Source organism: Streptomyces sp. NPDC037301, from assembly GCF_055602785.1.
Genome location: NZ_JBVJWD010000009.1, coordinates 91,465 through 114,967 on the forward strand (window position 1 = coordinate 91,465; position 23,503 = coordinate 114,967).

Genomic DNA, 23,503 nt, shown 5'->3' on the forward strand with positions numbered 1-23,503 from the left:
GCCGGTGCGCACCCTTGCTGCCCTGTCGATGACCACCGTCGTCCAGGCCGCCCCGGCGGAGGCCCGTTCCACCGCACTCGCTCTCCGGCTGACCGGAAACCGCCTGGGCCAGGTCGCCGCCCCGGCGTCCGCCGGTCTCATCGCCGGAGTGGCGGGCACCGCGGCGCCGTTCGTCATGCTCGGCGCACTTTTGCTCGCGGCGGCGGGGCTGGGGGTACGCGGCGGGCGCGCCAGAAACGCCGAAGCGACCCCGGCCGTGCCGGCGCCCCGGCCCCGACAGCGCCCCGTGGACCGCAACCGCACCTGACAATTCCGCCGCACCCACCCCAGTGCGACGCAACCTTTGCCCTCGACGAGCCCGGCCAGGACAGCGACCCGAACGCCGTGCACAGCCCGGACCGCCCCGCGATCGCGGGGCGCCGACCTCGTCGTCCGTACCGGCCCCGACATGCGGCTGCGCACCGGCGGACAGGTCCCGCTCCTGGTCGATCTCGCGCACCTGTACGTCTTAGACCACCACGGACGCCGGATCTGCCCACGGCCCAAGGGCATCCCGGGTCTTGAGGTCCAGGAGCACCGGACGACTCCGGGCGGTTGACCTCAAGTCCACTGGAGGTCGTACGTTCCTTCCATGAGCATGGAAGCCACCGCGTGGACGCAGCTCCACAACGTCATGAACGCGCAGCAAGACCGACGCCCCTTCGACCGGAACACCCTGCGGCGCATCGCCGCGTTCGCCCGTCCGCACCGGCGCCGGGTCGCCCTGTTCCTGATGCTGAGCGTGGCGACGGCGCTGCTCGCGGTCGCCACCCCCGTCCTCGCCGGCCGCGTCGTGAACGCGATCGTGACCGGCGAGGACGGGGGCACCGTCACACGGCTGTCCCTGCTCATCGCCGTGATCGCCGTCGCGGAGGCGGCACTCGGCCTGGTCAGCCGCTGGCTCTCGGCGAACCTCGGCGAAGGTCTGATTCTCGATCTGCGCACCGCCGTCTTCGACCATGTGCAGCGCATGCCGATCGCGTTCTTCACCCGCACCCGCACCGGCGCACTCGTCAGCCGCCTCAACAACGACGTCATCGGCGCCCAGCGCGCCTTCAGCAACACACTCTCCGGCGTCGTCAGCAATGTCGTGACGCTGCTCCTCACCCTTGGCGTCATGCTCTCCATCTCCTGGCAGATCACCGCGCTCGCACTGGTGCTGCTGCCGGTGTTCGTGCTGCCCGCGCGCCGCATGGGTACGCGGATGGCGAGGCTCCAGCGGGAAGCCGCGGCCCACAACGCCGCGATGGGGACCCGGATGACCGAGCGCTTCTCCGCACCCGGCGCCACACTGATCAAGCTCTTCGGCCGGCCCGCCGACGAGTCCGCCGAATTCGCCGCCAGAGCGGGCAGGGTGCGCGACATCGGGGTGCGTACGGCCATGGCCCAGTCAGCGTTCATCACCGCCCTCACCCTCGTGTCCGCGCTGGCGCTCGCCCTGGTCTACGGGCTCGGCGGGTTCTACGCCCTGCGCGGGCAGCTGGACGCGGGCGCGGTCGTCTCCCTGGCCCTGCTGCTGACCCGGCTGTACGCGCCGCTCACTGCCCTTGCCGGGGCGCGCGTCGAGGTGATGAGCGCCCTCGTCAGCTTCGAGCGGGTCTTCGAGGTCCTCGACCTCAAGCCGCTCATCGAGGAGAAGCCGGACGCACGGACGGTCCCGGAAGGGCCGGTGTCCGTGGAGTTCGACGACGTACGCTTCGGCTACCCGTCCGCCGACAAGGTCTCCCTCGCCTCGCTCGAAGACGTCGCGGCCCTCGACACCCGCGGCGGCAGTGAAGTGCTGCGCGGGGTCTCCTTCCGCGCCGAGCCCGGCCGGACCGTGGCACTCGTCGGCTCGTCCGGCGCGGGCAAGTCGACCATCGCGCAACTGCTGCCGCGCCTGTACGACACGGACGAGGGTTCGGTACGCATCGGCGGCATCGACGTACGCGACCTGTCCGCCGACACCCTGCGTGACACCCTCGGCATGGTCACCCAGGACGGCCATCTCTTCCACGAGTCGGTCCGCGCCAACCTCCTGCTCGCCCGGCCGGAATCCACCGAGGAGGACCTCTGGGACGCGCTGCGCCGCTCACGCCTGGACGGTCTGGTCGCCTCGCTGCCCGACGGGCTCGACACGGTCGTCGGCGAACGCGGCTACCGCCTCTCCGGCGGCGAACGCCAGCGGCTGACCATCGCCCGGCTGCTCCTGGCCCGCCAGCGCGTTGTCATCCTCGACGAGGCCACCGCCCACCTGGACAACACTTCCGAGGCGGCTGTCCAGGAGGCGCTCACCGAAGCGCTCGCCGGACGCACGGCAGTCGTGATCGCCCACCGGCTCTCCACCGTACGGGCGGCCGACCTCATCCTTGTCGTGGAGAACGGGCAGATCGTGGAGCGGGGCACCCACGAAGAACTTCTCGCGGCCGGCGGCCGGTACGAGGAGCTGTACCGCACCCAGTTCGAGAGCCCCGGCACGGAGGCCGCGGAGCTCGGCTGACAACGGCCGCCCGGACCACCGGGCAGCCGGGAAATCCGGTACGGGCGGCGGCCCAGTCCGTCCCGCCGGCTTCATCCACCGCGAACGCCCCTGCGGGATAGGGGAGTTCCCTGACCAGGGCCGCAGCCCGCCCGAACTCCTCGTGTGCCGCCGCCTCCCGGCCCAGCGCCGCGAGCGCGGCCGCATGCACCGTGCGGGCATCGGTCTCCGACAGCCGCTCGCCGACCCGCTGTGCACGCAGCTCCCCCGGCTGGTCCCGGACGCTGGGAGGAGGCCGTTACTGGCGTATTACTGGCCGGGGCGGACGGACTTTCGGCGCATGGCGTGACACCGTGACGGAAGCCATGGGAATGGCCCCTGGCGCCCAAAAACTAACAGCGCTAGTTTGGGCGTGGACGACTACGCCGTAGCCACGGCACCCCGGGAGGAACGCGATGAAGGCCCACGACGGGATGTACATCGGCGGCGAGTGGCGGGCCGCCGCAGGCACGGACCTGATCGCGGTGGTCGATCCGGCGGACGAGCAGGTCATCGCCCATGTCCCGGCAGGCACCGCCGAGGACGTCGACGCCGCCGTGTCCGCAGCGCGTGAGGCCTTCCCTGCGTGGGCCGCGACCCCGCCCGCCGAGCGCGCCGCCAAGATCGCCGCCCTGCGCGACGTCCTCGTCGCCCGCAAGGACGAGATCGCGCAGACGGTCACCGCCGAACTCGGCGCGCCGCTGCCGTTCTCGCAGTTGGTGCACGCGGGCGTACCGATCCTGGTGGCCGGCTCGTACGCCGAACTCGCCGCGTCGTACGCCTTCGAGGAGAAGGTCGGCAATTCCACCGTCTACGCCGAACCGGTCGGCGTCGTCGGCGCGATCACGCCGTGGAACTACCCGCTGCACCAGATCGTCGCCAAGGTCGCCCCCGCGCTCGCGGCGGGCTGCGCGGTCGTCCTCAAGCCCGCCGAGGACACCCCGCTGACCGCCCAGCTCTTCGCGGAGGCCGTCCACGAAGCGGGCATCCCCGCAGGCGTGTTCAACCTGGTCACCGGCCTCGGCCCGGTCGCGGGACAGGCGCTGGCCGAGCACGAGGGCGTCGACCTGGTCTCCTTCACCGGCTCCACCGCCGTCGGCAAGCAGATCGGTGCCACGGCCGGCGCGGCCGTCAAGCGCGTCGCCCTCGAACTGGGCGGCAAGTCCGCCAATGTCATCCTGCCGAGCGCGGACCTCGCCAAGGCCGTCGGCGTCGGCATCGCGAATGTCATGGGCAACTCCGGCCAGACGTGCAGCGCCTGGACCCGCATGCTCGTGCACACCTCCCAGTACGACGAGGCGGTCGCGCTCGCCGCGGAGGCCGCCGCCAAGTACGGCGACCGCATCGGGCCCCTCGTCAACGCCAAGCAGCACGCACGGGTGCGCGGATACATCGAGAAGGGGGTGGCGGAGGGTGCGCGCCTCGTCGCGGGCGGCCCCGAAGCCCCGCGCGAGCAGGGGTACTTCGTCAGCCCCACCGTGTTCGCCGACGTCACCCCGGAGATGACCATCGCCCAGGAGGAGATCTTCGGCCCGGTCGTCTCGGTCATCCGTTACGAGGACGAGGACGACGCCCTGCGCATCGCCAACGGCACCGTGTACGGGCTCGCGGGAGCGGTCTGGGCGGGCGACGACGCCGAAGCGGTGGCCTTCGCCCGCCGGATGGACACCGGGCAGGTCGACATCAACGGCGGCCGGTTCAACCCGCTCGCCCCGTTCGGCGGATACAAGCAGTCCGGCGTCGGCCGCGAACTCGGTTCGCACGGGCTCGCCGAGTACCTCCAGACCAAGTCCCTGCAGTTCTGACCTTTCCGCCCCTGCCCCGATCCCTGCCGCCGACCGTCAAGGAGCCTGTTCGTGGTCCGCGCCGCCGTACTGCCCGCCGTCGGAGCTCCCCTGGAGATCACCGACATCGAACTCCCGGAGCCCGGCCCCGGCCGGGTGCGAGTCCGTCTCGCCGCCGCCGGTGTCTGCCACTCCGACCTCTCCCTGTCCAACGGCACCATGCGGGTGCCCGTCCCCGCCGTCCTCGGTCACGAGGGTGCGGGCACCGTCGTCGCGGTCGGTGAGGGCGTCACCCATGTCGCGCCAGGCGACGGAGTCGTGCTCAACTGGGCGCCTTCCTGCGGAAGTTGTCACCACTGCGGGATCGGTGAGGTCTGGCTCTGCGTCAATGCCCTGTCCGGTGCGGCCGGCATCCATGCCCGTACCGCCGACGGCACCGAACTGCACCCCGGCCTGAACGTGGCGGCGTTCGCACAGGAGACCGTCGTCGCCGCGAACTGCGTCCTGGCCGCCCCCGACGGCATCCCGCTCACCGACGCCGCCCTGCTCGGCTGCGCGGTCCTCACCGGATACGGCGCGGTCCACCACAGCGCCCGGGTCCGCCCCGGCGAGTCCGTCGTCGTGTTCGGCATCGGCGGTGTCGGCCTCGCCGTGCTCCAGTCCGCCCGGATCGCGGGCGCCTCGAAAGTCATCGCCGTCGATGTGTCCCCCGAGAAAGAGGAACTGGCACGACGGGCGGGCGCCACCGACTACGTGATCGCCTCCGACACCACCCCGCGCACCATCCGGGGGCTCACGGGCGGCCAGGGGGCCGACGTCGCGATCGAGTGCGTCGGACGGCCCGCCACCATCCGGGGCGCCTGGGACTCCACCCGCCGCGGTGGCCGCACCACGGTCGTCGGCATCGGCGGCAAGGACCAGCTGGTGTCCTTCAACGCCCTGGAGATCTTCCACTGGGGCCGCTCGCTGACGGGCTGTGTGTACGGGAACAGCGACCCGGCCCGCGACCTGCCGGTCCTCGCCGAGCACATCCTGGCGGGCAGGTTCGACCTCTCCATGATGGTGACCGAACGGATCGCGCTGGACGGCATCCCGGCGGCCTTCGACAACATGATCGCGGGCAAGGGCGGGCGGGCCCTGGTGGTCTTCTGACCGTTGCCCGGAAGGGACCCCGGCCGCCCTCGACGGCGGCCGGGGTCGCCGTCGAGCCCGGAGCCGCCGTAGCGGGCCGCCTCGGTGAGGGCGTCCAGCATGGCTTCCCGGGCCCCGGCCGGCTTTCTCTCCGTCTTCTTCTTACGGCCGCTCGGTTCCTTGGCGCTCCGCGTCATGTCGGAGTCCCTCCACCGGCTGTGCCGGATTCTTCCGCGTCAGGCCAGTCTGCGGACGCATCCGGGAGACAGCCACCCCGGCCAGACAGAGCAGCCCCCCGCCGACGGTGAGCAGCGCGGGCACCTCGTCCAACAGCAGCCAGGACATCAGCACCACCAGCGCGGGCACCGCATAGGTGGTTGCTCCCATCCGCCCCGCGGTGGTCCTGGCGAGCGCGTAGGCCCAGGTGGTGAAGGCCAGCGCGGTCGGAAAGAGGCCGAGGTAGACCACGTTCAGGGTGGCGGACAGGGGCGCGTCGGCGGCGTCGGAGATCAGCGCACCGGAGAACGGCAGACAGGCGGCGGTGCCGACCAGGCAGCCGAACGTGGTGATCTGCAGTGCGGATCCGTGCCGCAGCGCCGGCTTCTGGCTGACCACCCCTGCCGCGTACGCCACCGCGGCCAGCAGACAGAGCGCCACGCCGAGCACCGACGCGTCCCCGTGCCCCGACATCGAGAGTCCGACCACGGCGGCGCCCGCGAACGACACGGCCATGCCCGCGATCAGCCTGCCGGGCAGCCCCTCACCGAGCATCCGGGCACCGAGCAGCGCGATCAGGAGGGGACCGATGTTCACCACCATCGCGGCCGTGCCCGCGTCGACCTGCTGCTCGCCCCAGTTGAGCACCACCATGTAGAGGCCGAACCAGAGCAGGCCCGACCATATGATCCCCGGCCAGGCGGCCCGTGGCGGCAGCCTCTCGCGCCGCAGCACCAGCAACGTGCCCAGCGCCAGGGAGCCCGCGAGCAGCCGGCCGAGAGCGAGCGCACCGGGCGAGTAGGCATCCCCGGCGCTGCGGATGGAGACAAAGGCGGAGGCCCACAGCAGCACACTGGTGCAGGCCGCGGCAGGGGCCCGCCAGTCACGATGTGCCGCGGGTGCCGCCGCCGGGGTGGGTGTCGTCGTCATGTACCCGACCGTATGGCCGCGACCGTTCGGCACCTACCGAATGGTGGACGGTTCGATGCCCAGATGCTCGTACAGCGCCCGTTCCCCGTCCGGGGTCGCTCTCACCGCACGCCCGGACCCGATCCGTACGCACCACCCGGCATCCAGCGCATGGCGGCACAGCGCTGCTCCCGCGACCCCTGCCAGATGCGGCCTGCGCTCCGTCCAGTCCAGACAGCTCCGTACGAGCGGACGCCGCGACCTCGACTCCAGGCCGATACCCAGTCCGCCGAACCAGCCGAGCCCGTCGTCGGTGAGCGCGAAGCCGGTGTCCTGCTTCAGCAGTCCCCGTACGGTCATGGCATCGGCGATCGCGATGCCGATCCGGCCCGCGAGATGGTCGTAACAGGTGCGGCCGCGAGCGAGTGCGCTGCCGGCGCTCGCCGCGCTCAGGGTGCGCGGCCGCTCGGGCGCGGTGTCGGGGACGACCTGGGCCGCCAGGTCCTCGACGAGGTGCGCGGTCCGTTCGTCGGCGAGCCGCAGGTAGCGGTGGCGGCCCTGCCGCTCCTCGGCCAGCAGCCCGCCCGCGACGAGCTTGCCGAGGTGTTCGCTGGCGGTGGACGGTGCCACCGAGGCGTATCTGGCCAGTTCGCCCGCGGTCCAGGCGCGGCCGTCGAGCAGGGCCAGGCAGAAGGCCGCGCGGGTCTCGTCGGCGAGGAGCGTGGCCAGGGCGGCGAGGCGGGGTGCGGCCGGGGCGGGGTGTGCCATGCGTGCCATGTGTTCCAGGATGCGTCAGGAACGCTTCGGTGCCGGCCGAACAGTCCCGGCGGACGCCAGTTGCTCGTACTGGAGGGAGAGGCCCTCGACCAGTGCTCGCAGCCCGGTCTCGAACGCGCCCTCGTCGACCTTCTGGCGGCGCTCGGCCAGCAGATGGGCCTGGCCGAGGTGCGGATAGTCCGCGGGGTCGTACGCCGTCTCGTCGTCGACGAAGCCGCGGGCGAACGAACCGAGGGACGAGCCGGTGATGAAGTAGCGCATCAGGGCCCCGATGTACGTCGCCTGGGCGGGCGGCCAGCCGGCCCTGACCATCGCGCCGAAGACCGCGTCGGCCACCCGCAGACCGGCGGGGCGGCGTCCCGGGCCCTGGGCGAGCACCGGGACGATGTGCGGGTGCTCGGTGAGCGCCGCACGATAGGAGACGGCCCAGTCGTGCAGGGCGGCGCGCCAGTCGCGGGTGTCCGACTCGTCGAACATCGACAGATCGACCTGGGCGGACACGGCGTCCGCGACCGCGTCCAGGATCTCGTCCTTGTTGCGGAAGTGGTTGTAGAGCGAGGGTCCGCTGACCCCGAGTTCGGCGGCGAGCCGGCGGGTGGAGACGGCGTCGAGCCCCTCGGAGTCCACGAGTGCGCTCGCCGTCTCGACGATGCGGTCTCTGCTGAGGAGGGGCTTGCGCGGTCGGGCCATGCGGCACATAGTAGGGCCTGCAAGCGAAAAACTAGCAGTGCTAATTAAAAGTGGAGAGTCGAAGGATGAACCTGGAGCTCAGCGAGGAGCAGGAAGCCGTCCGGCAGCTCGCCAAGGACTTCGTCGCCCGCGAGATCGCACCCCATGTCGTGGAGTGGGACCGGGCCGAGAACGTCGACAAGTCGATCGTGAAGAAGCTGGGCTCCGTCGGCTTCCTGGGCCTCACCGTTCCCGAGGAGTACGGCGGCTCGGGCGGCGACCACCTCGCGTACTGCCTGGTCACCGAAGAACTCGGCCGCGGCGACTCCTCGGTCCGCGGCATCGTCTCCGTATCCCTCGGCCTGGTCACCAAGACGATCACGGCCTGGGGCGACGAGGCGCAGAAGCGGCACTGGCTGCCGAAGCTCACCGCGGGCGAGGCGATCGGCTGCTTCGGCCTCACCGAGCCCGGCACCGGCTCGGACGCCGGGAACCTGACGACGAAGGCCGTCCGGGACGGCGGCTCGTATGTCATCAACGGCAGCAAGATGTTCATCACCAACGGAACCTGGGCCGATGTGGTGCTGCTCTTCGCCCGCACCAACGACGCCCGGGGCCACAAGAGCATATCCGCCTTCCTGGTCCCCACCGATACCCCCGGCCTCAGCCGCCGCACCATCCACGGCAAGCTCGGCCTGCGCGGCCAGGCCACCGCCGAGGTGGTCCTGGAGGACGTCCGAGTGCCCGCCTCGACGCTCCTGGGTCCGGAGGGCAAGGGCTTCTCCATCGCGATGTCCGCCCTGGCCAAGGGGCGGATGTCGGTCGCGGCCGGCTGTGTCGGTATCGCGCAGGCCGCCCTTGACGCCGCCGTGGGTTACGCGGGTGAGCGCGAGCAGTTCGGCAAGTCCATCGCGGGCTACCAGCTCGTCCAGGAACTCATCAGCGACATCGCCGTCGACGTCGACGCCGCCCGGCTGCTGACCTGGCGGGTGGCCGACCTCATCGACCGCGGCGAGGACTTCGCCACCGCCGCCTCCACGGCGAAGCTCTTCGCCTCCGAGGCCGCCGTCCGCGCCGCCAACAACGCCCTCCAGGTCTTCGGCGGCTACGGCTACATCGACGAGTACCCGGTCGGCAAGCTGCTGCGCGACGCCCGTGTGATGACGCTGTACGAGGGCACCAGCCAGATCCAGAAGCTCATCATCGGCCGCGCGCTGACGGGGGTCTCCGCCTTCTGACCGTTTCATCGCCGCTCGAACGGGAGTCTGAGTACCGGACTGAGTACGGGGGCGGATGCGGTGCACACCGCGTCGGCCGATGCTGGGCGACATGAGTGACACAACATCGGTCAAGCAGCAGAGCACCGCGGCCTTCTACGGCCAGGCCGTCGCGTCCTTCGGGGTGGCGATGACCGCGATGACCCTCGGCATCTACTTCCTCGACGCCGATGCCTGGGTCCGCGGATTCCTCGCGATCGGCGTCCTCTACCTCGTCACCTCCTGCTTCACCCTGGCCAAGGTCATCCGTGACCGTCAGGAAGCGGGACAGATCGTCAGCCGGGTCGACCAGGCCCGGCTGGAGAAGATCCTCGCCGAGCACGACCCCTTCCAGAAGCCCTGACGATCCCGCCCGGACGGACCCTAAGCGCTTGCTCAGGTTCGGGGTATGGTGTTCGTCCTGCTGACGAGAGGGGCGAGTGACGATGAGCACGGCGGAGGAGACCGACGGCGACAGTGCGCCGTGGGCCGAGGTGACGCCCGAGGCGGCCAGGCGGCTCCTCGTCGCCGCCGTCGAAGCCTTCGCCGAGCGCGGGTACCACGCCACCACCACCCGCGACATCGCCGGCCGGGCGGGGATGAGCCCCGCCGCGCTCTATATCCACTACAAGACGAAGGAAGAGCTGCTCCACCGGATCAGCAGGATCGGTCACGACCGCGCCCTGTTCGTCCTGGAGGCCGCCGCCGACGGCGGGGGTACGGCCGCCGAGCGGCTGGCCGAGGCTGTACGGTCCTTCGTCCGCTGGCACGCCGAACGGCACACCACGGCCCGCGTCGTCCAGTACGAACTGGACGCCCTCGGTGAGGAGCACCGCACCGAGATCGTCGAGCTGCGCCGCAAGAGCGACGCGGTGGTGCGCCGGATCATCAGCGAGGGCGTGCAGGCCGGGGAATTCGACGTCCCCGACATCCCGGGCACCACGCTCGCGGTGCTCTCGCTCTGCATCGACGTGGCGCGCTGGTTCAACGCGCAGGGCAGCCGGACGCCGGACGAGGTCGGCGAGCTGTACGCCGACCTCGTGCTGCGCATGGTCGCCGGCAAGCGGTAGCTGTGGCGGGCTGCGCCGTCAGGAGCAGCCGTGCCGTCAGAAGTAGTAACGCGACACCGACTCGGCCACGCACACCGGCTTGTCGCCGCCCTCGCGCTCGACCGTGACGAGGGCGGTGACCTGCACGCCGCCCCCGGCCTCCTCGACGCTCTTCAGGACGGCCGTGGCGCGCAGCCGTGAGCCCACGGGCACGGTGGACGGGAAGCGGACCTTGTTCGTCCCGTAGTTGATGCCCATCCTCATGCCCTCGACCCGCATGATCTGGGGTACGAGGGCCGGCAGCAGCGAGAGCGTGAGGTAGCCGTGCGCGATCGTCGTGCCGAACGGCCCGGCCGAGGCCCGCTCCGGGTCCACATGGATCCACTGGTGGTCGCCGGTGGCCTCGGCGAAGAGGTCGATCCTCTTCTGCTCGATCTCCAGCCACTCGCTGTGACCCAGCTGTTCGCCCACCCCGTCGCGCAGCTCCTGCGCGGACGTGAAGATCCTCGGCTCTGCCATGTCCCTGGTCCCTGCCCTTCCAGCTCTCGGCCATCCGGCGTCGCGCCCCTGCCTAAGCGCTTGCTCAGCATGGTTGGCGGGTGCGTTCCTGTCAACGACGGACCGGCCGGGGGCGGACAAGTAGGGTTGGAGGGGTGCCCCAGATCCCACAGACACTCCATGAACTCACGGTCGGCCAGCTCTCCGCACGCAGCGGCGCCGCTGTTTCGGCCCTGCACTTCTACGAGGCCAAGGGCCTGATCAGCAGCCGCCGCACCAGCGGCAACCAGCGTCGCTACACCAGGGATGCGCTGCGCAGGGTCGCGTTCGTCCGTGCGGCGCAGCGGGTCGGAATCCCGCTCGCCACCATCCGGGACGCCCTCGCCGAACTCCCCGAGGAGCGCACCCCGAACCGTGACGACTGGGCGCGGCTCTCCGCGGCGTGGCGCTCCGAACTGGACGAGCGCATCGAGCAGTTGGGCCGGCTGCGGGACCATCTCGCCGACTGCATCGGCTGCGGCTGTCTGTCGCTGGAGAACTGTGTGCTCTCCAATCCGGACGACATCTCCGGTCAGCGGATCAGTGGCTCGCGCCTGATGCCGGAGCGCCGGTCGGCCGACTGTCCGTAGAAGCGGGGGCCCGGTGGCTCAGAGCCTGTCGGGTGACCTTCGACCGGAGGCCACCCGGCAGGCTCTCAGGTGCCTGACGGCGCGCCGGGCGCTTTCGCTGTCCGTCACGCCGCCGACGCCAGATCCCGGCGCCGTGCGCCCCGGGCCTTCGCCAGCGCCCCCGGTGTGAGCATCGGCTGCGGCACCACGATCCCGCACCCCGTGCAGACCGGCCCCGACCACGGCTCGCACTCCAGATCCGGCCGCCAGACGATCTCGGTGCTCGCGCACACAGGGCAGGACGCGCCCGGTTCCGACTCCAGTGCGGCGATCAGCCGGCCGAGAACCTCGGCGAGCGGCGCCGAGGGGTGAACCGTCGGGTCCTCGCAGCGGGCGACGCCGTGGCCGCCCCAGGTGCGCCGGTGCCAGTCGTCGAACGTGCCGGGCCTGCGCAGCCCGTCGTGCTTCTCCCGCCTGCGGCGCTCGGCGAAACCCGCCTCGTATCCGAGCCAGACGGCCCGCGCCGCCTCCAGTTCGTCCAGTGCGCGCATCAGCCGCACCGGATCGGGGGACCGGTCCTCGGGCTCGATCCCGTGCCGGGCGCACAGATGATCCCAGGTCGCCCGATGCCCGTAAGGGGCGAACCTCTCCAGGCACTTGCGCAGCGAGTACCGCCGCAGCGCCAGGTCGCCCCGTGGATCGCGGACCTGTCTCGCAAGACTCCGGAATCCGGCCACTGCACTGCCACCTCCGTCGCTCGTACTTCGGCGTCAAGGAATGGACGTACGGCTGCCCGATTCGGATCCATCGAAATGTGGTGACGTCCACGATGTGAGATGACTCATCGTCATGAGGGCCGCATGCGACGGCATGTGATGATTCGGAAAAGGTGACTGTTGCTCACCTTACCGGTGGGTCATACCGCCGGTAACCTCCGGCGCATCGGCCTCTCGGAGGAGCACGCGTGCCCCCACGCACCGTCAAGTTCAGAGCCGCCACCGTCGCGGCGGTTCTCGCACTCGGCACCACCCTGCTGGCGGCCTCGCCGCAGTCCGGCGCCGCGGCAGCGGAACCCGCACCCGCCACCGACTACTGCCAGGGGCAGTGCGACGACATCCTGCCGCCCGGCGAGAACGGCAACGCCACGCTCGTCGACATCCTCGGCAACAAGGCGTTCGGTACGCACCCCGCCCACATCGACGACCAACTCGACCGCTACAACGGCCTGGTGGCCGGGCACACCGGTCTCACCGACCAGAAGCTGACCGACTTCTTCAACGACGCCTCGTTCGGCGTCCCCGAGAACCAGGTCGAGTCCGTCACCTCGCCGCGCGACGATGTCACGATCACCCGTGACAAGACATCCGGCGTGCCGCACATCAAGGGCACCACCCGTTACGGCACCGAGTTCGGCGCCGGATTCGCGTCCGGGCAGGACCGGCTCTGGCTGATGGACCTCTTCCGGCACATCGGGCGCGGCGAACTGACCTCGTTCGCCGGTGGCGCGCTGGCCAACCAGGGCCTGGAGCAGTCGTCACCCACCGCGCCACCGTGGGCGGCAAGCCCGTCGCCTACACCTCGCTGCGTACCACCTGGCTGGACGACCGGGTGGCGAAGCTGGTCGAGGAGGGCGGCGTGACCCGTGGGTCCCTCACCCGGGCGATGGCCGAGGCCGCCGTCACCGATCTGCGCGGCGAGCAGCTGCTGCCCGAACTGCTGAAGGTGATCCGCTCCCGGCCGGTCACCGATCCGGAACTGAACGGCGTCGTCCAGCAGTTGCAGTCCTGGCGGGCGGCAGGTTCGCAGCGTAAGGAGAGCAGCCCCGGATCGCATGCGTACACCTACGCCGACGCGGTACGGATCATGGACGCATGGTGGCCGAAGCTGGTCGAGGCCGAGTTCAAGCCGGGTCTCGGCGACGGCCTGTACGGGGCGCTGACCGCGAACCTCGCCACCGACGAGTCCCCGGCGGCCGGCCACGGGCCGAGCGGGGCGCACAGTGGTTCGGCGTTCCAGTACGGCTGGTGGGGCTTCGTGGACAAGGACCTGCGCCGGGTCCTGGGGCAGCCGGTCAAGGGTCCGCTGGCCAAGACCTACTGCGGGAACGGCGATCTGGCCAGTTGCCGTGACGCGCTGCTGGCGTCCCTGAAGGCGGCTGCGGCGGAGCCGGCCGCGGAGGTCTACCCGGGTGACGACAGCTGCAAGGCCGGCGAGCAGTGGTGCATGGACTCCATCGTCCACCGGCCGCTCGGCGGGATCGCCCAGAAGTCCATCCACTGGCAGAACCGCCCGACGTACCAGCAGGTGGTGGAGTTCCCCGCCCACCGGTAGGGCGTTTTTGTTCCGTCCGGCGTTCGAGGACGGAACCGGTGCGCCGGGCGGGGCCCGAATCCTCGGACCCGCCCGGCCCCTCTCACCGGTACTGGAGATACCTCTTCCGCACGGCCCGGAACGCGGCGAGATCCTCCGCCCACGCCCCCACCACCTCATCGGTGTCCGCCCCCGCGTCGATCATCGTGCGGACCCGCGTGTTGCCGGTGAGCTTGTCGATCCAGTTGTCGGAGCGCCACGCGAACCCGCTCCACGTCCGCTTCGCCGTCACCAGCAGCGCGATGCCCGTGCGTACCGGATCGAAGACCTCGCGGTCCTGGACGTGCAGCTGCACCCCGCCGACCGTCTTGCCCTGGAACTTGGAGAACGTCGGCGCGAAGTACGCCTCGCGGAACGCGACTCCGGGCAGGTCGAGCGCGTTCGCGGCCGCCGCCCACCGGTGGTCGATGCCCTCCGCGCCGAGCAGTTCGAACGGCCGGGTGGTGCCGCGTCCTTCGGAGAGGTTCGTGCCCTCGAACAGGCAGGTCCCCGAGTAGACCAGCGCCGTGTCCGGCGTCGGCATATTGGGGCTCGGCGGAACCCAGGGCAGCCCGCTCGCGTCGAAGAAGTCCGAGCGCTTCCACCCCGACATCTTCACGATGCGCAGGTCGACCGGCCGCTGGGCCAGGAATTGCGCATTGAAGAGCAGAGCCAGCTCGGTGACCGTCATACCGTGCGCCTGCGAGATCTCCCGGCGGCCCACGAACGTGGAGAACGCCGGGTCGAGCACCGGTCCGAGTGCCGCCCGCCCGGTCACCGGGTTCGGCCGGTCCAGGACGACGAACCGCTTGCCCGCGAGAGCCGCCGCCTCCATGCAGTCGTACAGCGTCCAGATGTATGTGTAGAAGCGGGCGCCCGCGTCCTGGATGTCGAAGACGATCGTGTCCACGCCGGACGCGGTGAAGACATCGGCGAGCGGCTGCCCGCTCTTCAAGTACGTGTCGTAGACGGGGAGTCCGGTCGCCGGGTCGTCGTACCGCCCCTCGGAACCGCCCGCCTGCGCGGTGCCGCGGAAGCCGTGCTCGGGTCCGAAGACCGCGACCAGGTTCACCCGCTCATCCGGGTGCATCACATCGACGATGTGGCGCACATCGGAGGTGATCCCGGTCGGGTTGGTGACGACACCGACCTTCTGCCCCTTCAGCAGCGCGTAGCCGTCCGCGGCCAGCCGGTCGAAGCCGGTGCGGATCCGGCCGTGCCCCTTGCCGGGGGTGGGGGCGGCGGTCGCGACCCCGGTACCGGCGGCCGTCGCCGCGAGGGCTCCCACCGCACCGCCGGCGGCCAGCAAGCCACGTCTGGACAGGCTCATTCAGCTACCTCCGTGATCGCGACGTCTGTCATGGTCACGCACGCTAGCGCGCGTTCAGGCCATACGGAATGAGCCGGACGATTCGGTTGTGACAGGAGTGCCGCCCGAGCGGTGTCAAGCCCTTCCACTACGACATACCGACTGGTTAGTCTGCGGGGTAGTCGGCTGAGAGGGGCGGGACCCGATGAGTACGGTGCAGGGCGCGGGCGTAGTGGTCACAGGGGCCGGAGGCGGCATCGGAGCCGCTCTGGCCCGCAGATTCGCCGCGGAAGGCGCCAGGGTCGTCGTCAACGACCTCGACGAGGCCCGGATCAAGCCGCTGGCCGAGGAGATCGGCGGCACCGCCGTGACCGGTGACGCCTCGCAGATCGTGGACGCCGCCCGCGAAGCGCTGGACGGCACCGTCGACATCTACTGCGCCAACGCGGGCCTCGCCTCGCCCGGCGATGTCTTCGCCGACGAGGAGGTCTGGGCCGCCGCCTGGGACGTCAACGTGATGGCCCATGTCCGCGCGGCGAGGGCGCTGCTGCCGGACTGGCTGGAGCGCGGCAGCGGCCGCTTCGTCTCGACCGCCTCCGCCGCCGGACTGCTGACGATGATCGGCGCCGCACCGTACAGCGTCACCAAGCACGGTGCCGTCGCCTTCGCCGAATGGCTCTCGCTGACCTACCGCCACCGCGGCATCAAGGTCCACGCGATCTGCCCGCAGGGCGTGCGTACGGACATGCTCACCGCCGCCGGATCGGCCGGCGAACTCGTCCTCGCGCCCAGCGCCATCGAGCCCGAGGCGGTCGCCGACGCGCTCTTCGACGCCATGGCCGAGGACCGCTTCCTCGTCCTGCCGCACCCCGAGGTCGCCGGTTTCTACCGGGCCCGCAGCAAGGACACCGACCACTGGCTCGGCAGTATGAACCACCTCCAGCAGAAGTGGGAGGAGACCGGCGCATGACCGAGTCCATCTACGCGGCAAAGCCCTGGATCTCCCTGCTCGGCGAGGCCCAGCGCGCCCAGCCCGCACCAATGGGAACGTATGTTCTTAGCCTTCGGTCAGGGGCGACGCCTCCCGGACGAGGCCGGACAATGCGAGCGCGGCCGGCCGCGTAGAAGTACCCGCGCGAGGTCGAGATCCTGACCGAACTCCCGAAGACGGCGAGTGGGAAGATCCTCAGGCGGGAACTGCGTTCCCCTCGATAGACCGTTTCACGCACAGCACGGATTCACGCACGGTACGGAAGGAAGGTGGCGGCAATGGCCAAGGCGACGGACGGGGACACGGCCCCCGTTCCTCAGCGGCTGCTGGCCGCCGCCACCCGGCTCTTCGCCGAGCAGGGGTACGACCGCACCTCGGTCCAGGAGATCGTCGAGGCGGCAGGCGTCACCAAGGGTGCGCTCTACCACTACTTCGGCTCCAAGGAGGACCTCCTCCAGGAGGTCTACGCCCGAGTGCTCCGGCTTCAGCAGGAGCGCCTCGACGCCTTCGCGGACGCCGACGCCCCGGTCGAACAGCGGCTGCGCGACGCCGCCGCGGACGTGGTCGTCACGACCATCGAGAACCTCGACGACGCCTCGATCTTCTTCCGGTCGATGCATCACCTCAGCCCGGAGAAGAACAAGCAGGTACGGGTGGAGCGGCGCCGCTACCACGAGCGCTTCCGGGCCCTGGTGGAAGAGGGCCAGCGGAGCGGAGTGTTCTCCACGGCCACCCCGGCGGACCTGATCGTGGACTACCACTTCGGCTCGGTCCACCATCTGTCCACCTGGTACCGGCCCGACGGCCCGCTCAGCCAGCAGGAGGTCGCCGACCACCTGGCCGACCTGCTGCTGCGCGCCCTGCGTCCCTAGTCACCCGGGGAGCGCCGCCGGTCAGCCGGTCGAGGAGCGCCTTTGCCGCCGGGTTGGGGGGTGCCCGCCCCCGCAAGGACCACCGTCCGGCCGGGCTCCGGCCGGCGGATGCTCACACACGGCAGCCCCGCTTCCGCACCGATCCGCCGCGGCACGATCGCCACACCGGTCCCGGCCCGCACGAGATCGACGAGCAGCCGGATCTGAGTGACGTCACGGGTGATCCGGCGCTCCGGACCGCAGTGCGCGGCCGGCCTCCGTACCGCGGTCTCCAGACCGGTGCGCGCGCGGAAGTCCACGAACGGCTCGTCGGCGAGATCCTTGAGCAGGGTGCGTCCGGCCGTCGCCGGCCGATGGCCCGCCGCGGCGATCGGCACCAGGTCCTCGTGCCAGGTCGCGAACCCGACCAGGACCGACCGCCGGTACGGGGCGAAGCTGGATGTATGACTCACATCCAGCCATCCGCACACGTTCCCGCACTCTGGGCCGCGGCATACGGCCCGCGCCACACACCGGCCGTCCGCCTCGTCGCCCGGTGCCTGTTGCGTGTGAGGGCTTTCGCCCGCGACCTGGCGCTGGCCGACCACGTGCCGTTCGGCGGCTACTGACGGGGGCGGAATCCGTTGGTGGAGCCGGGAGTGCCCCGGTTAGCATCCGACGGTGAAGACACCGGCCGACGAACAGTTCCACGATGCCGTACGCCGGGCCGACGCCGGGCGGCTGTCGAGGCTCCTGGACGCGCAGGACTGCCCACCGGCAGTCCTCGGACGTCTGATCCGGCACGAGGACCCCGCCCTGCGTCATCTGGGGCTGGTCCTGCTCACCGAGCGAGTGACAGCGGGCCGCCCGTCCGACGACGGCGAGACGGCCGAACTCGCCGGGCTGCTGCCCGTATCGCTGATGGGGCCGCCGGAGGCGGATCTCCTCCTGGCGGAGCTCTACGAGCGACTCGGCCACCGTCTCCGGGGCCGCCCCCGCCCGTCATGGCGCACGGCCGGGCTCCCGGTACGGGTGAGGATCGCGTGGCTGCGCTCCGAACTCCTCGACGAGCCGGCGGTGATCCGTGACGAAGCCCCGGGTGAACTCCTCTACCAGGCCGTACGGGAGATGGGTATCACCGCGGCGCATCGGCCGGCCCAACTCGTGGACGAACTGGCGGACAGCGGCGACCCCGTGCTGCGGGCCGAGGCGCTGCGGCTCGCGCGGCAGGGGCTGCACGCCGGACTGCTGGCTCCCGCGCTGGTCCGCGAAGACCTGATCGGCCTGCTCGACGCCGACAGCGACCGGGTCGTCGTCGGCGCGCTGGACGAACTCACCGAGCCGTGGGCGGCGATCGAGCCGCTGCCGCAGGGGCGCATTTCTCCATTTCTCGCCGCCGGTTCGGCGAAGGACAGGCCCGCGGTGGCCGATGCTGCCCTCGCGGCCGCCGCCCGCCACGGCCACAAGGACCTGCTGCGGCAGATCATCGACGATCCGGATCTTCCGCCGGGCCTTCGCCGACGGGGAATGGAACTGCTCGGCGATCTGGCGGACCGCGACGACATCGGTGAACTCACGGCCGTCGCCACACGCGATCCGCTGCTGTTCGGCAGGCCGACGGTGACGTGCCTGCGCGGTCTCCACCGGCGCGGGCACTTCGTGGACGGTCCGGAAGTTCCGGCCGTGATCGGCCTGGCCCTGGCCGATCACTCGATTCCGCCCCGCGAGATCGCGACGATCCTGTTCACCTGCCGGAAGGAGGCGTTCCGGGTACTGACGGAGACGGCCGCCGATGATCCGAGCAGGCCGCGAGGGCTCGCCCTGCTGGTGGCCCTGGCCGGGCAGGGAACGGGCGAGCTTCCGATCGGGGACGCGATCGCACGCGTACTTCCTTCGGCCCCCGCCCCCGGTCCGTTCCTCGACGCGATCCGGGAGCTGCGCCATGCGGATGCCGAGGACGCCGTGATCGCTCTGCTGCCCTCGGAGCCCGCCGCGGCCCTGGACGTTCTGGAGGCCATCGGAGGGCAGCGGACGGTACTGGCCCTGCGAGAAGGGCTGGGCCTGGCCGGTGACCCGGTCGCCCCCCACCTGTACGCCGTACGGGACCGCGCCCTCGAACTGCTGTGGCAGCTGACCCGCGATCCGGCGCACCGGCGCGCCCTCCTCGTACGGCTGGATCCGGTCGACCTGCCGGCGCGCATCGCGGCGGACCTGGGTGGCCCGGACGAGCGGGAACTGGCCCTGCTGCGTTCCCATCTGAACCCGGACGAGCCGGTGGCGGCGCTGTGCCGTCTTACGGACCACGGCAACGCAGGCACCCTGCCGGCCATCGCAGCCCTGCTGCTGCGCATCGTGGCCGAGCAGGCGGCGCTGCGGGAGTGGCAGCACGGCCAGCCCGGCGGTGAGCCCGTGGTGCCCCAAGAGGTCCTGGACGCCGTGCACGCCCTGGGCCGCCGTCTCCACGAGCGGGGCGCGATCCGGCCGGTCTGCCTGCTCGACACGGCAGATGCGCAAGAGGCCGGCCACGCACTCGTCGCGACCATGGCACTGGACCTGCTGGACCGGCCCGGACTGTCCGACCGTGAGCGGACGATCCTGCTCGAACTGCTGCTCCGGGCCCCCTGGGCGGGCACTCGCGCCCGGGTGCACCGGCTGCTGCGCCACCGCGACCGGCACGTACGCAAACACGTCATCGCCCTGCTCGCGCGCGACGCCACGGGCGAGGACGCACAGGCGCTGTCGGCGACCCTGATCGCGCTGACCACCGCCCAGGACATCCAGACCGTCCGGCAGGCCCTGCTCGCACTGGGTCACGCACAGGCCCACTGGGCGTGCACCGCGATCGCCGCATGTCTCGACCATCCGAACATGAACATCAAGAAGACCGCCGCCGAGGTGCTGGTCCGCGCGGGCACACCGGCGGCGCTGCCCAAGCTGCTCTTCTGGCTCGGGCGCCACGACAACCCCGGGCTGCGCGGCACGCTCGTCGCGGCTCTGCGTGCCGTCCTCGGCGACGCCTACGCGGCGACCCTTCTCGCCGCCGCCGAGCACAGCCAGGACGGCCGTACCCGCGAACTGCTGCTGGCGGGCCTCGACGGCGCCCTCGGCGCCCGCTCGGTCCTCGCGCTGGACGACCAGGCGTCACCGGTGGTGGCCGCCCTGCTCTCCCTGGTGGCGGACGGCCGGGTCGCTCTGGCCTCCGGGGACGTGCAGGATCTGGCGATACCGCTGGCCAGGCATGGCATCACCACATCGGCCGTCGCACAGCGGTCATCGCAGGACACTGCGGCGGACCGTGACATCAGGTCGCTGGTGGCCGGCGGCTGGAATCCCTCGGTCGCGCTGCGCGTCGCCGAGAGGGACGCGCCGCTCCACCCCGACCGGCTGAACGAGCTGCGGCCGATGCTCACGGACTGGCTCCGGCTGGCCGGCTCCCGGCCCGCGGCCCGGGACAGGCTGGTGCGGCTCGCGCTGCGCATCTGCCCCGCACCCCGGACGGCCGGGGAACTGACGGCATTCGCCCGGTCCGCACGGGTCCTGCTCGACGCGCTCGTCGACGCCCGGGACGAGGACCGGCACGACCTGGTCGCGGTACTCGAAGAGGTCGCGCCGATGCTGACGGGGGCCGGCAGGCCGGCCGTCGCCGCTGCGGTACGGGCACTGCGTCCCGCACCCACGACGCCGGGCCGGTCCACGCTGACGCTGCTGCGCCTCCTCGGCGCGGTGCCGGTCCGCGCCGACCTCGATCAGGCACTCGCGTCGGCCCGGCTCGGCGCCGACCCCTGGCAGGCCCAGGCCGCCGTGCTGAGGGAGGCGTTCGCAGCCCCGGAGACCACCGCGGCACCCGTGCCCGCCGAGGCGCGGGCATGGCGGGCGGCGCTGGACGACGCGGTGCGCGCACCGGACACTCTGGAGGAGTTCCGCCGACAGGACGACGGCAGGGTCGGTTCGCGGGACCGGCTGACCGCACTGATCGAGGTCCACCACGGCGCGGACCCCGAAGTCCAAGCCGCCCTGCTCGACTGGATGACGCTTCTTCAGCCCCTCGACGCACCGCCCTGGACCATCACCGAGACCGCCAAGGCTCCGACGCCGCTGCCCCGGCACGTACACATCGACGACCTCGACCAGCCCCGCTCGGCGGCCCTGAGGGAGCGCCTGCTCGACATGCTGGGGTCGACTCATGCGGGCCGCAGGGAGACCGCCGCCCTGGCGCTGGCGAAGTGGCCCGAGCCCGAGGCCCGGCTGCCGGTTCTTCGCGCGTACCTCCGCGGGCACATCGACATACCCATCGGCGTGGACCTGGCCCGTGCACTGCGCACCCTCGACGAGACGGAGCTCCGGGGCGAGGACGTCCTGCACGACAGGGTGGCTCTCGCGGCCTCGAAGCTCTCCCCGTGGACACTGGAACCGCTGGTGCCGCTGCTGCTGGACTGGTGGGAGCACGCCCCGCCCGCCGACGGACCGGCAGTCGGCGACGCACTGCGCAACTACCCCGCCGACGCGCTCGCCAGGACCCTCGGAGACCGCCTCGACGCCGGGGCCTGGGGCTGCCTCGACCTGCTCCTCGACCGCCGACTCCTGCGCACCCCCGCGCTGACGCGCACGTGTCGGCGGCTGCGCGCCGAAGGACGCGACGACATGGCGGACCGGCTTCTTCTCGTCGAGGGTCCGCTGCGCGGCCCGGACGCCGCACAGCAGGACGCGGCAGCGCTGACAGCGCTCCGTGACCGCCCCCCGGCCGCACCCGGCGGAGCTTCGCACCGCCCGTCCAGGCAGGAACTGCTGGACCTGGCCCGAACCGGCACCCCGGAACAGATATGCGGGGCACTCACAGAACTGGCCGAGGCCCACTCGGGCCCGGACCCCGGACTGCGCGACCTGATCGGTGAATTGCTGAACCATCCCCGGGCCAAGGTACGCCTGCGCGCCCACCGGACCTCACGGACGATGCTGGACCGGGGTACCTACCTGAGCCACACCATGCTCCTGCTGGACGACCCCCGGCCGGAATTGACGCGTACGGCGATCCGCACGCTCTGCCACGCCGGCTGGGAGCCCGCGATCCCCGCCGTGACCGGACTGCTCGCGCACCCGCACCCCGTCGTGCGCAGGACGGCGGCCGAGGGGCTCATCGGGATGAGCGAGGCGGCGATCCCCGCCCTGCGCCAAGCTGCCGCCCACGCCCGCCCCGACAAACGCTCCCTCTACACGGACGTCCTCGACCGGCTCAGAAATTCAAGTCCGTCCGGCAACATTCCCAGCCCGTCCGGCGATTGAGGACGAAACGGCAACCGGGCGGGCCCTCGCACCCACCGACCCCGCCCGGGCACCGGCTACATGTACCGCTTGATCTCCCGCCGGGCCAACGACCGCTGATGCACCTCGTCCGGCCCGTCCGCCAGCCGCAACGTCCGCGCCGCCGCCCACAGTTCCGCCAGCGGGAAGTCCTGGCTCACGCCGCCCGCGCCGTGCAGCTGCACCGCCTGGTCGAGGATGTCGACCACCCCGCGCGGGGTGGCGATCTTGATGGCCTGGATCTCCGTGTGCGCCCCCCGGTTGCCGACCGTGTCCATCAGCCATGCCGTCTTCAGTACCAGCAGCCTCAACTGCTCCACCGTGACCCGCGCGTCCGCGATCCAGTTCTGCACGACGCCCTGCTGGGCGAGCGGCTTGCCGAAGGCCGTACGGGACACCGCCCGCTTGCACATCAGCTCGATGGCCCGCTCGGCCATCCCGATCAGCCGCATGCAGTGGTGGATGCGGCCCGGGCCGAGGCGGGCCTGGGCGATCGCGAAGCCGCCGCCCGCCTCGCCGATCAGGTTCGCGGCGGGCACCCGTACGTCCGTGAAGACGACCTCGGCGTGACCGCCGTGATAGTGGTCCTCGTAGCCGTACACCTGCATGGCGCGCCGCACTTCGAGACCGGGGGTGTCGCGTGGGACCAGGATCATCGACTGCTGGCGGCGGATGTCGGCGCCGTCAGGGGTATCGGCAGTCGCTGTCTTGCCCATCACGATGAAGATCTGGCAGTCCGGGTTCATCGCCCCGGAGATGTACCACTTGCGACCGTTGATGACGTAGTCATCACCTTCGCGCACGATGCGCGTCTCGATGTTGGTCGCGTCCGACGAGGCCACCTCGGGCTCCGTCATCGCGAACGCAGAGCGGATCTCCCCGGCGAGCAGCGGCTCCAGCCACTGCTTCTTCTGCTCGTCCGTGGCGAACTGGAAGAGCACCTCCATGTTTCCGGTGTCCGGGGCCGCGCAGTTGAGTGCGGTCGGCGCCAACTGCGGTGAACGGCCGGTGATTTCGGCGAGCGGTGCGTACTGGAGGTTGGTCAGTCCGGCGCCGTACTCGGCATCGGGGAGGAAGAGGTTCCACAGCCCCTGCCGCCGCGCCTCGGCCTTCAGGGTCTCGATGATCTGCGGGGTGTCCCACGGTGAGGCCAGGAGCGCGCGCTGTTCGTCCGCGGTCTTCTCGGCCGGGTAGACATGTTCGTCCATGAAGGTGAGCAGCTTGTCGCGCAGCTCTTCGGTACGGGCGTCGAATGCGAAGTCCATGGGGGTG

Annotated in this window: 20 protein-coding genes and 2 pseudogenes; 14 read left to right on the forward strand and 8 right to left on the reverse strand. The window is 71.3% G+C overall.

From position 1 onward, the window contains the following. Positions 1-22: 22 nt before the first annotated feature. From ACZ7IB_RS17040 to ACZ7IB_RS17060, 5 genes and pseudogenes are all read left to right on the forward strand, one after another. A pseudogene (locus tag ACZ7IB_RS17040) lies at positions 23-307 on the forward strand (MFS transporter); the annotation flags it as partial. A gap of 141 nt (positions 308-448) precedes the next feature. Beyond that, positions 449-598, forward strand: coding sequence for a hypothetical protein (locus tag ACZ7IB_RS17045; protein WP_470913243.1), 150 nt, complete (start codon positions 449-451; stop codon positions 596-598). A gap of 33 nt (positions 599-631) precedes the next feature. Next, positions 632-2,518 (forward strand): ABC transporter ATP-binding protein, encoded by a 1,887-nt coding sequence (locus ACZ7IB_RS17050; RefSeq protein WP_470913244.1) that lies wholly within the window; start codon positions 632-634, stop codon positions 2,516-2,518. Positions 2,519-2,952: 434 nt separating this feature from the next. Further along, positions 2,953-4,341, forward strand: a complete 1,389-nt coding sequence (locus tag ACZ7IB_RS17055) for an aldehyde dehydrogenase family protein (RefSeq protein ID WP_470913245.1) — start codon at positions 2,953-2,955, stop codon at positions 4,339-4,341. Between the two features lie 51 nt (positions 4,342-4,392). Further along, positions 4,393-5,472: a Zn-dependent alcohol dehydrogenase gene (locus ACZ7IB_RS17060; protein WP_470913246.1), complete on the forward strand. Its 1,080-nt coding sequence runs from the start codon at positions 4,393-4,395 to the stop codon at positions 5,470-5,472. Positions 5,473-5,613: 141 nt separating this feature from the next. On the opposite strand, the gene ACZ7IB_RS17065 is transcribed toward ACZ7IB_RS17060, so the two are convergent. Genes ACZ7IB_RS17065 through ACZ7IB_RS17075 form a run of 3 tightly spaced genes read right to left on the reverse strand, consistent with a single transcriptional unit; the run spans position 5,614 to position 8,043 of the window. Continuing rightward, positions 5,614-6,597, reverse strand: a complete 984-nt coding sequence (locus tag ACZ7IB_RS17065; protein ID WP_470913247.1) for a DMT family transporter — start codon at positions 6,595-6,597, stop codon at positions 5,614-5,616. 33 nt (positions 6,598-6,630) lie between these two features. Beyond that, complete coding sequence (locus tag ACZ7IB_RS17070) at positions 6,631-7,353, reverse strand: ArsR/SmtB family transcription factor (RefSeq protein WP_470913248.1); 723 nt, start codon at positions 7,351-7,353, stop codon at positions 6,631-6,633. Positions 7,354-7,368: 15 nt separating this feature from the next. Continuing rightward, positions 7,369-8,043 (reverse strand): TetR/AcrR family transcriptional regulator, encoded by a 675-nt coding sequence (locus ACZ7IB_RS17075; RefSeq protein WP_470913249.1) that lies wholly within the window; start codon positions 8,041-8,043, stop codon positions 7,369-7,371. Between the two features lie 65 nt (positions 8,044-8,108). Between ACZ7IB_RS17075 and ACZ7IB_RS17080 the strand changes: the two genes are divergently transcribed. From ACZ7IB_RS17080 to ACZ7IB_RS17090, 3 genes are all read left to right on the forward strand, one after another. Next, a complete protein-coding gene (locus ACZ7IB_RS17080; RefSeq protein WP_470913250.1) occupies positions 8,109-9,260 on the forward strand; it encodes an acyl-CoA dehydrogenase family protein in 1,152 nt (383 codons plus the stop codon). 91 nt (positions 9,261-9,351) lie between these two features. Further along, positions 9,352-9,642, forward strand: coding sequence for a YiaA/YiaB family inner membrane protein (locus tag ACZ7IB_RS17085; RefSeq protein ID WP_470913251.1), 291 nt, complete (start codon positions 9,352-9,354; stop codon positions 9,640-9,642). A gap of 82 nt (positions 9,643-9,724) precedes the next feature. Next, positions 9,725-10,348, forward strand: coding sequence for a TetR/AcrR family transcriptional regulator (locus ACZ7IB_RS17090; protein ID WP_401993811.1), 624 nt, complete (start codon positions 9,725-9,727; stop codon positions 10,346-10,348). Between the two features lie 36 nt (positions 10,349-10,384). Here ACZ7IB_RS17090 and ACZ7IB_RS17095 read toward each other — a convergent pair whose 3' ends face one another. Next, positions 10,385-10,846, reverse strand: coding sequence for a MaoC family dehydratase (locus ACZ7IB_RS17095; RefSeq protein ID WP_470913252.1), 462 nt, complete (start codon positions 10,844-10,846; stop codon positions 10,385-10,387). A gap of 134 nt (positions 10,847-10,980) precedes the next feature. On the opposite strand from ACZ7IB_RS17095, the gene soxR reads away from it, so the two are divergent. Beyond that, positions 10,981-11,454, forward strand: coding sequence for a redox-sensitive transcriptional activator SoxR (soxR, locus tag ACZ7IB_RS17100; protein ID WP_470913253.1), 474 nt, complete (start codon positions 10,981-10,983; stop codon positions 11,452-11,454). Between the two features lie 104 nt (positions 11,455-11,558). Here the strand turns inward: soxR and ACZ7IB_RS17105 are convergent, their stop codons facing one another. Next, a complete protein-coding gene (locus tag ACZ7IB_RS17105) occupies positions 11,559-12,170 on the reverse strand; it encodes a hypothetical protein (protein WP_470913254.1) in 612 nt (203 codons plus the stop codon). Between the two features lie 227 nt (positions 12,171-12,397). Here ACZ7IB_RS17105 and ACZ7IB_RS17110 point away from each other — a divergent pair. Next, positions 12,398-13,764 (forward strand): annotated as a pseudogene (locus ACZ7IB_RS17110) (penicillin acylase family protein). An 82-nt stretch (positions 13,765-13,846) separates the two neighbouring features. Here the strand turns inward: ACZ7IB_RS17110 and ACZ7IB_RS17115 are convergent. Continuing rightward, positions 13,847-15,112, reverse strand: a complete 1,266-nt coding sequence (locus ACZ7IB_RS17115; protein WP_470913255.1) for an exo-beta-N-acetylmuramidase NamZ family protein — start codon at positions 15,110-15,112, stop codon at positions 13,847-13,849. Positions 15,113-15,296: 184 nt separating this feature from the next. Between ACZ7IB_RS17115 and ACZ7IB_RS17120 the strand changes: the two genes are divergently transcribed. Continuing rightward, positions 15,297-16,061 (forward strand): SDR family oxidoreductase, encoded by a 765-nt coding sequence (locus ACZ7IB_RS17120; protein ID WP_470913256.1) that lies wholly within the window; start codon positions 15,297-15,299, stop codon positions 16,059-16,061. Between the two features lie 299 nt (positions 16,062-16,360). Beyond that, positions 16,361-16,954: a TetR/AcrR family transcriptional regulator gene (locus ACZ7IB_RS17125; RefSeq protein ID WP_093541408.1), complete on the forward strand. Its 594-nt coding sequence runs from the start codon at positions 16,361-16,363 to the stop codon at positions 16,952-16,954. Here ACZ7IB_RS17125 and ACZ7IB_RS17130 read toward each other — a convergent pair. Beyond that, the gene (locus ACZ7IB_RS17130) at positions 16,951-17,406 is read right to left on the reverse strand and encodes a LysR family transcriptional regulator substrate-binding protein (RefSeq protein ID WP_470913257.1); all 456 of its coding nucleotides are present in this window, start codon (positions 17,404-17,406) and stop codon (positions 16,951-16,953) included. The genes ACZ7IB_RS17125 and ACZ7IB_RS17130 overlap by 4 nt on opposite strands. Between ACZ7IB_RS17130 and ACZ7IB_RS17135 the strand changes: the two genes are divergently transcribed. Both ACZ7IB_RS17135 and ACZ7IB_RS17140 read left to right on the forward strand, forming a co-directional pair. Beyond that, a complete protein-coding gene (locus tag ACZ7IB_RS17135) occupies positions 17,398-17,562 on the forward strand; it encodes a hypothetical protein (RefSeq protein ID WP_470913258.1) in 165 nt (54 codons plus the stop codon). The genes ACZ7IB_RS17130 and ACZ7IB_RS17135 overlap by 9 nt on opposite strands. Before the next feature lie 52 nt (positions 17,563-17,614). Then, positions 17,615-22,213, forward strand: a complete 4,599-nt coding sequence (locus ACZ7IB_RS17140) for a HEAT repeat domain-containing protein (protein WP_470913259.1) — start codon at positions 17,615-17,617, stop codon at positions 22,211-22,213. A 56-nt stretch (positions 22,214-22,269) separates the two neighbouring features. Here the strand turns inward: ACZ7IB_RS17140 and ACZ7IB_RS17145 are convergent, their stop codons facing one another. Next, the gene (locus ACZ7IB_RS17145) at positions 22,270-23,496 is read right to left on the reverse strand and encodes an acyl-CoA dehydrogenase family protein (RefSeq protein ID WP_470913260.1); all 1,227 of its coding nucleotides are present in this window, start codon (positions 23,494-23,496) and stop codon (positions 22,270-22,272) included. Positions 23,497-23,503 lie beyond the last annotated feature (7 nt).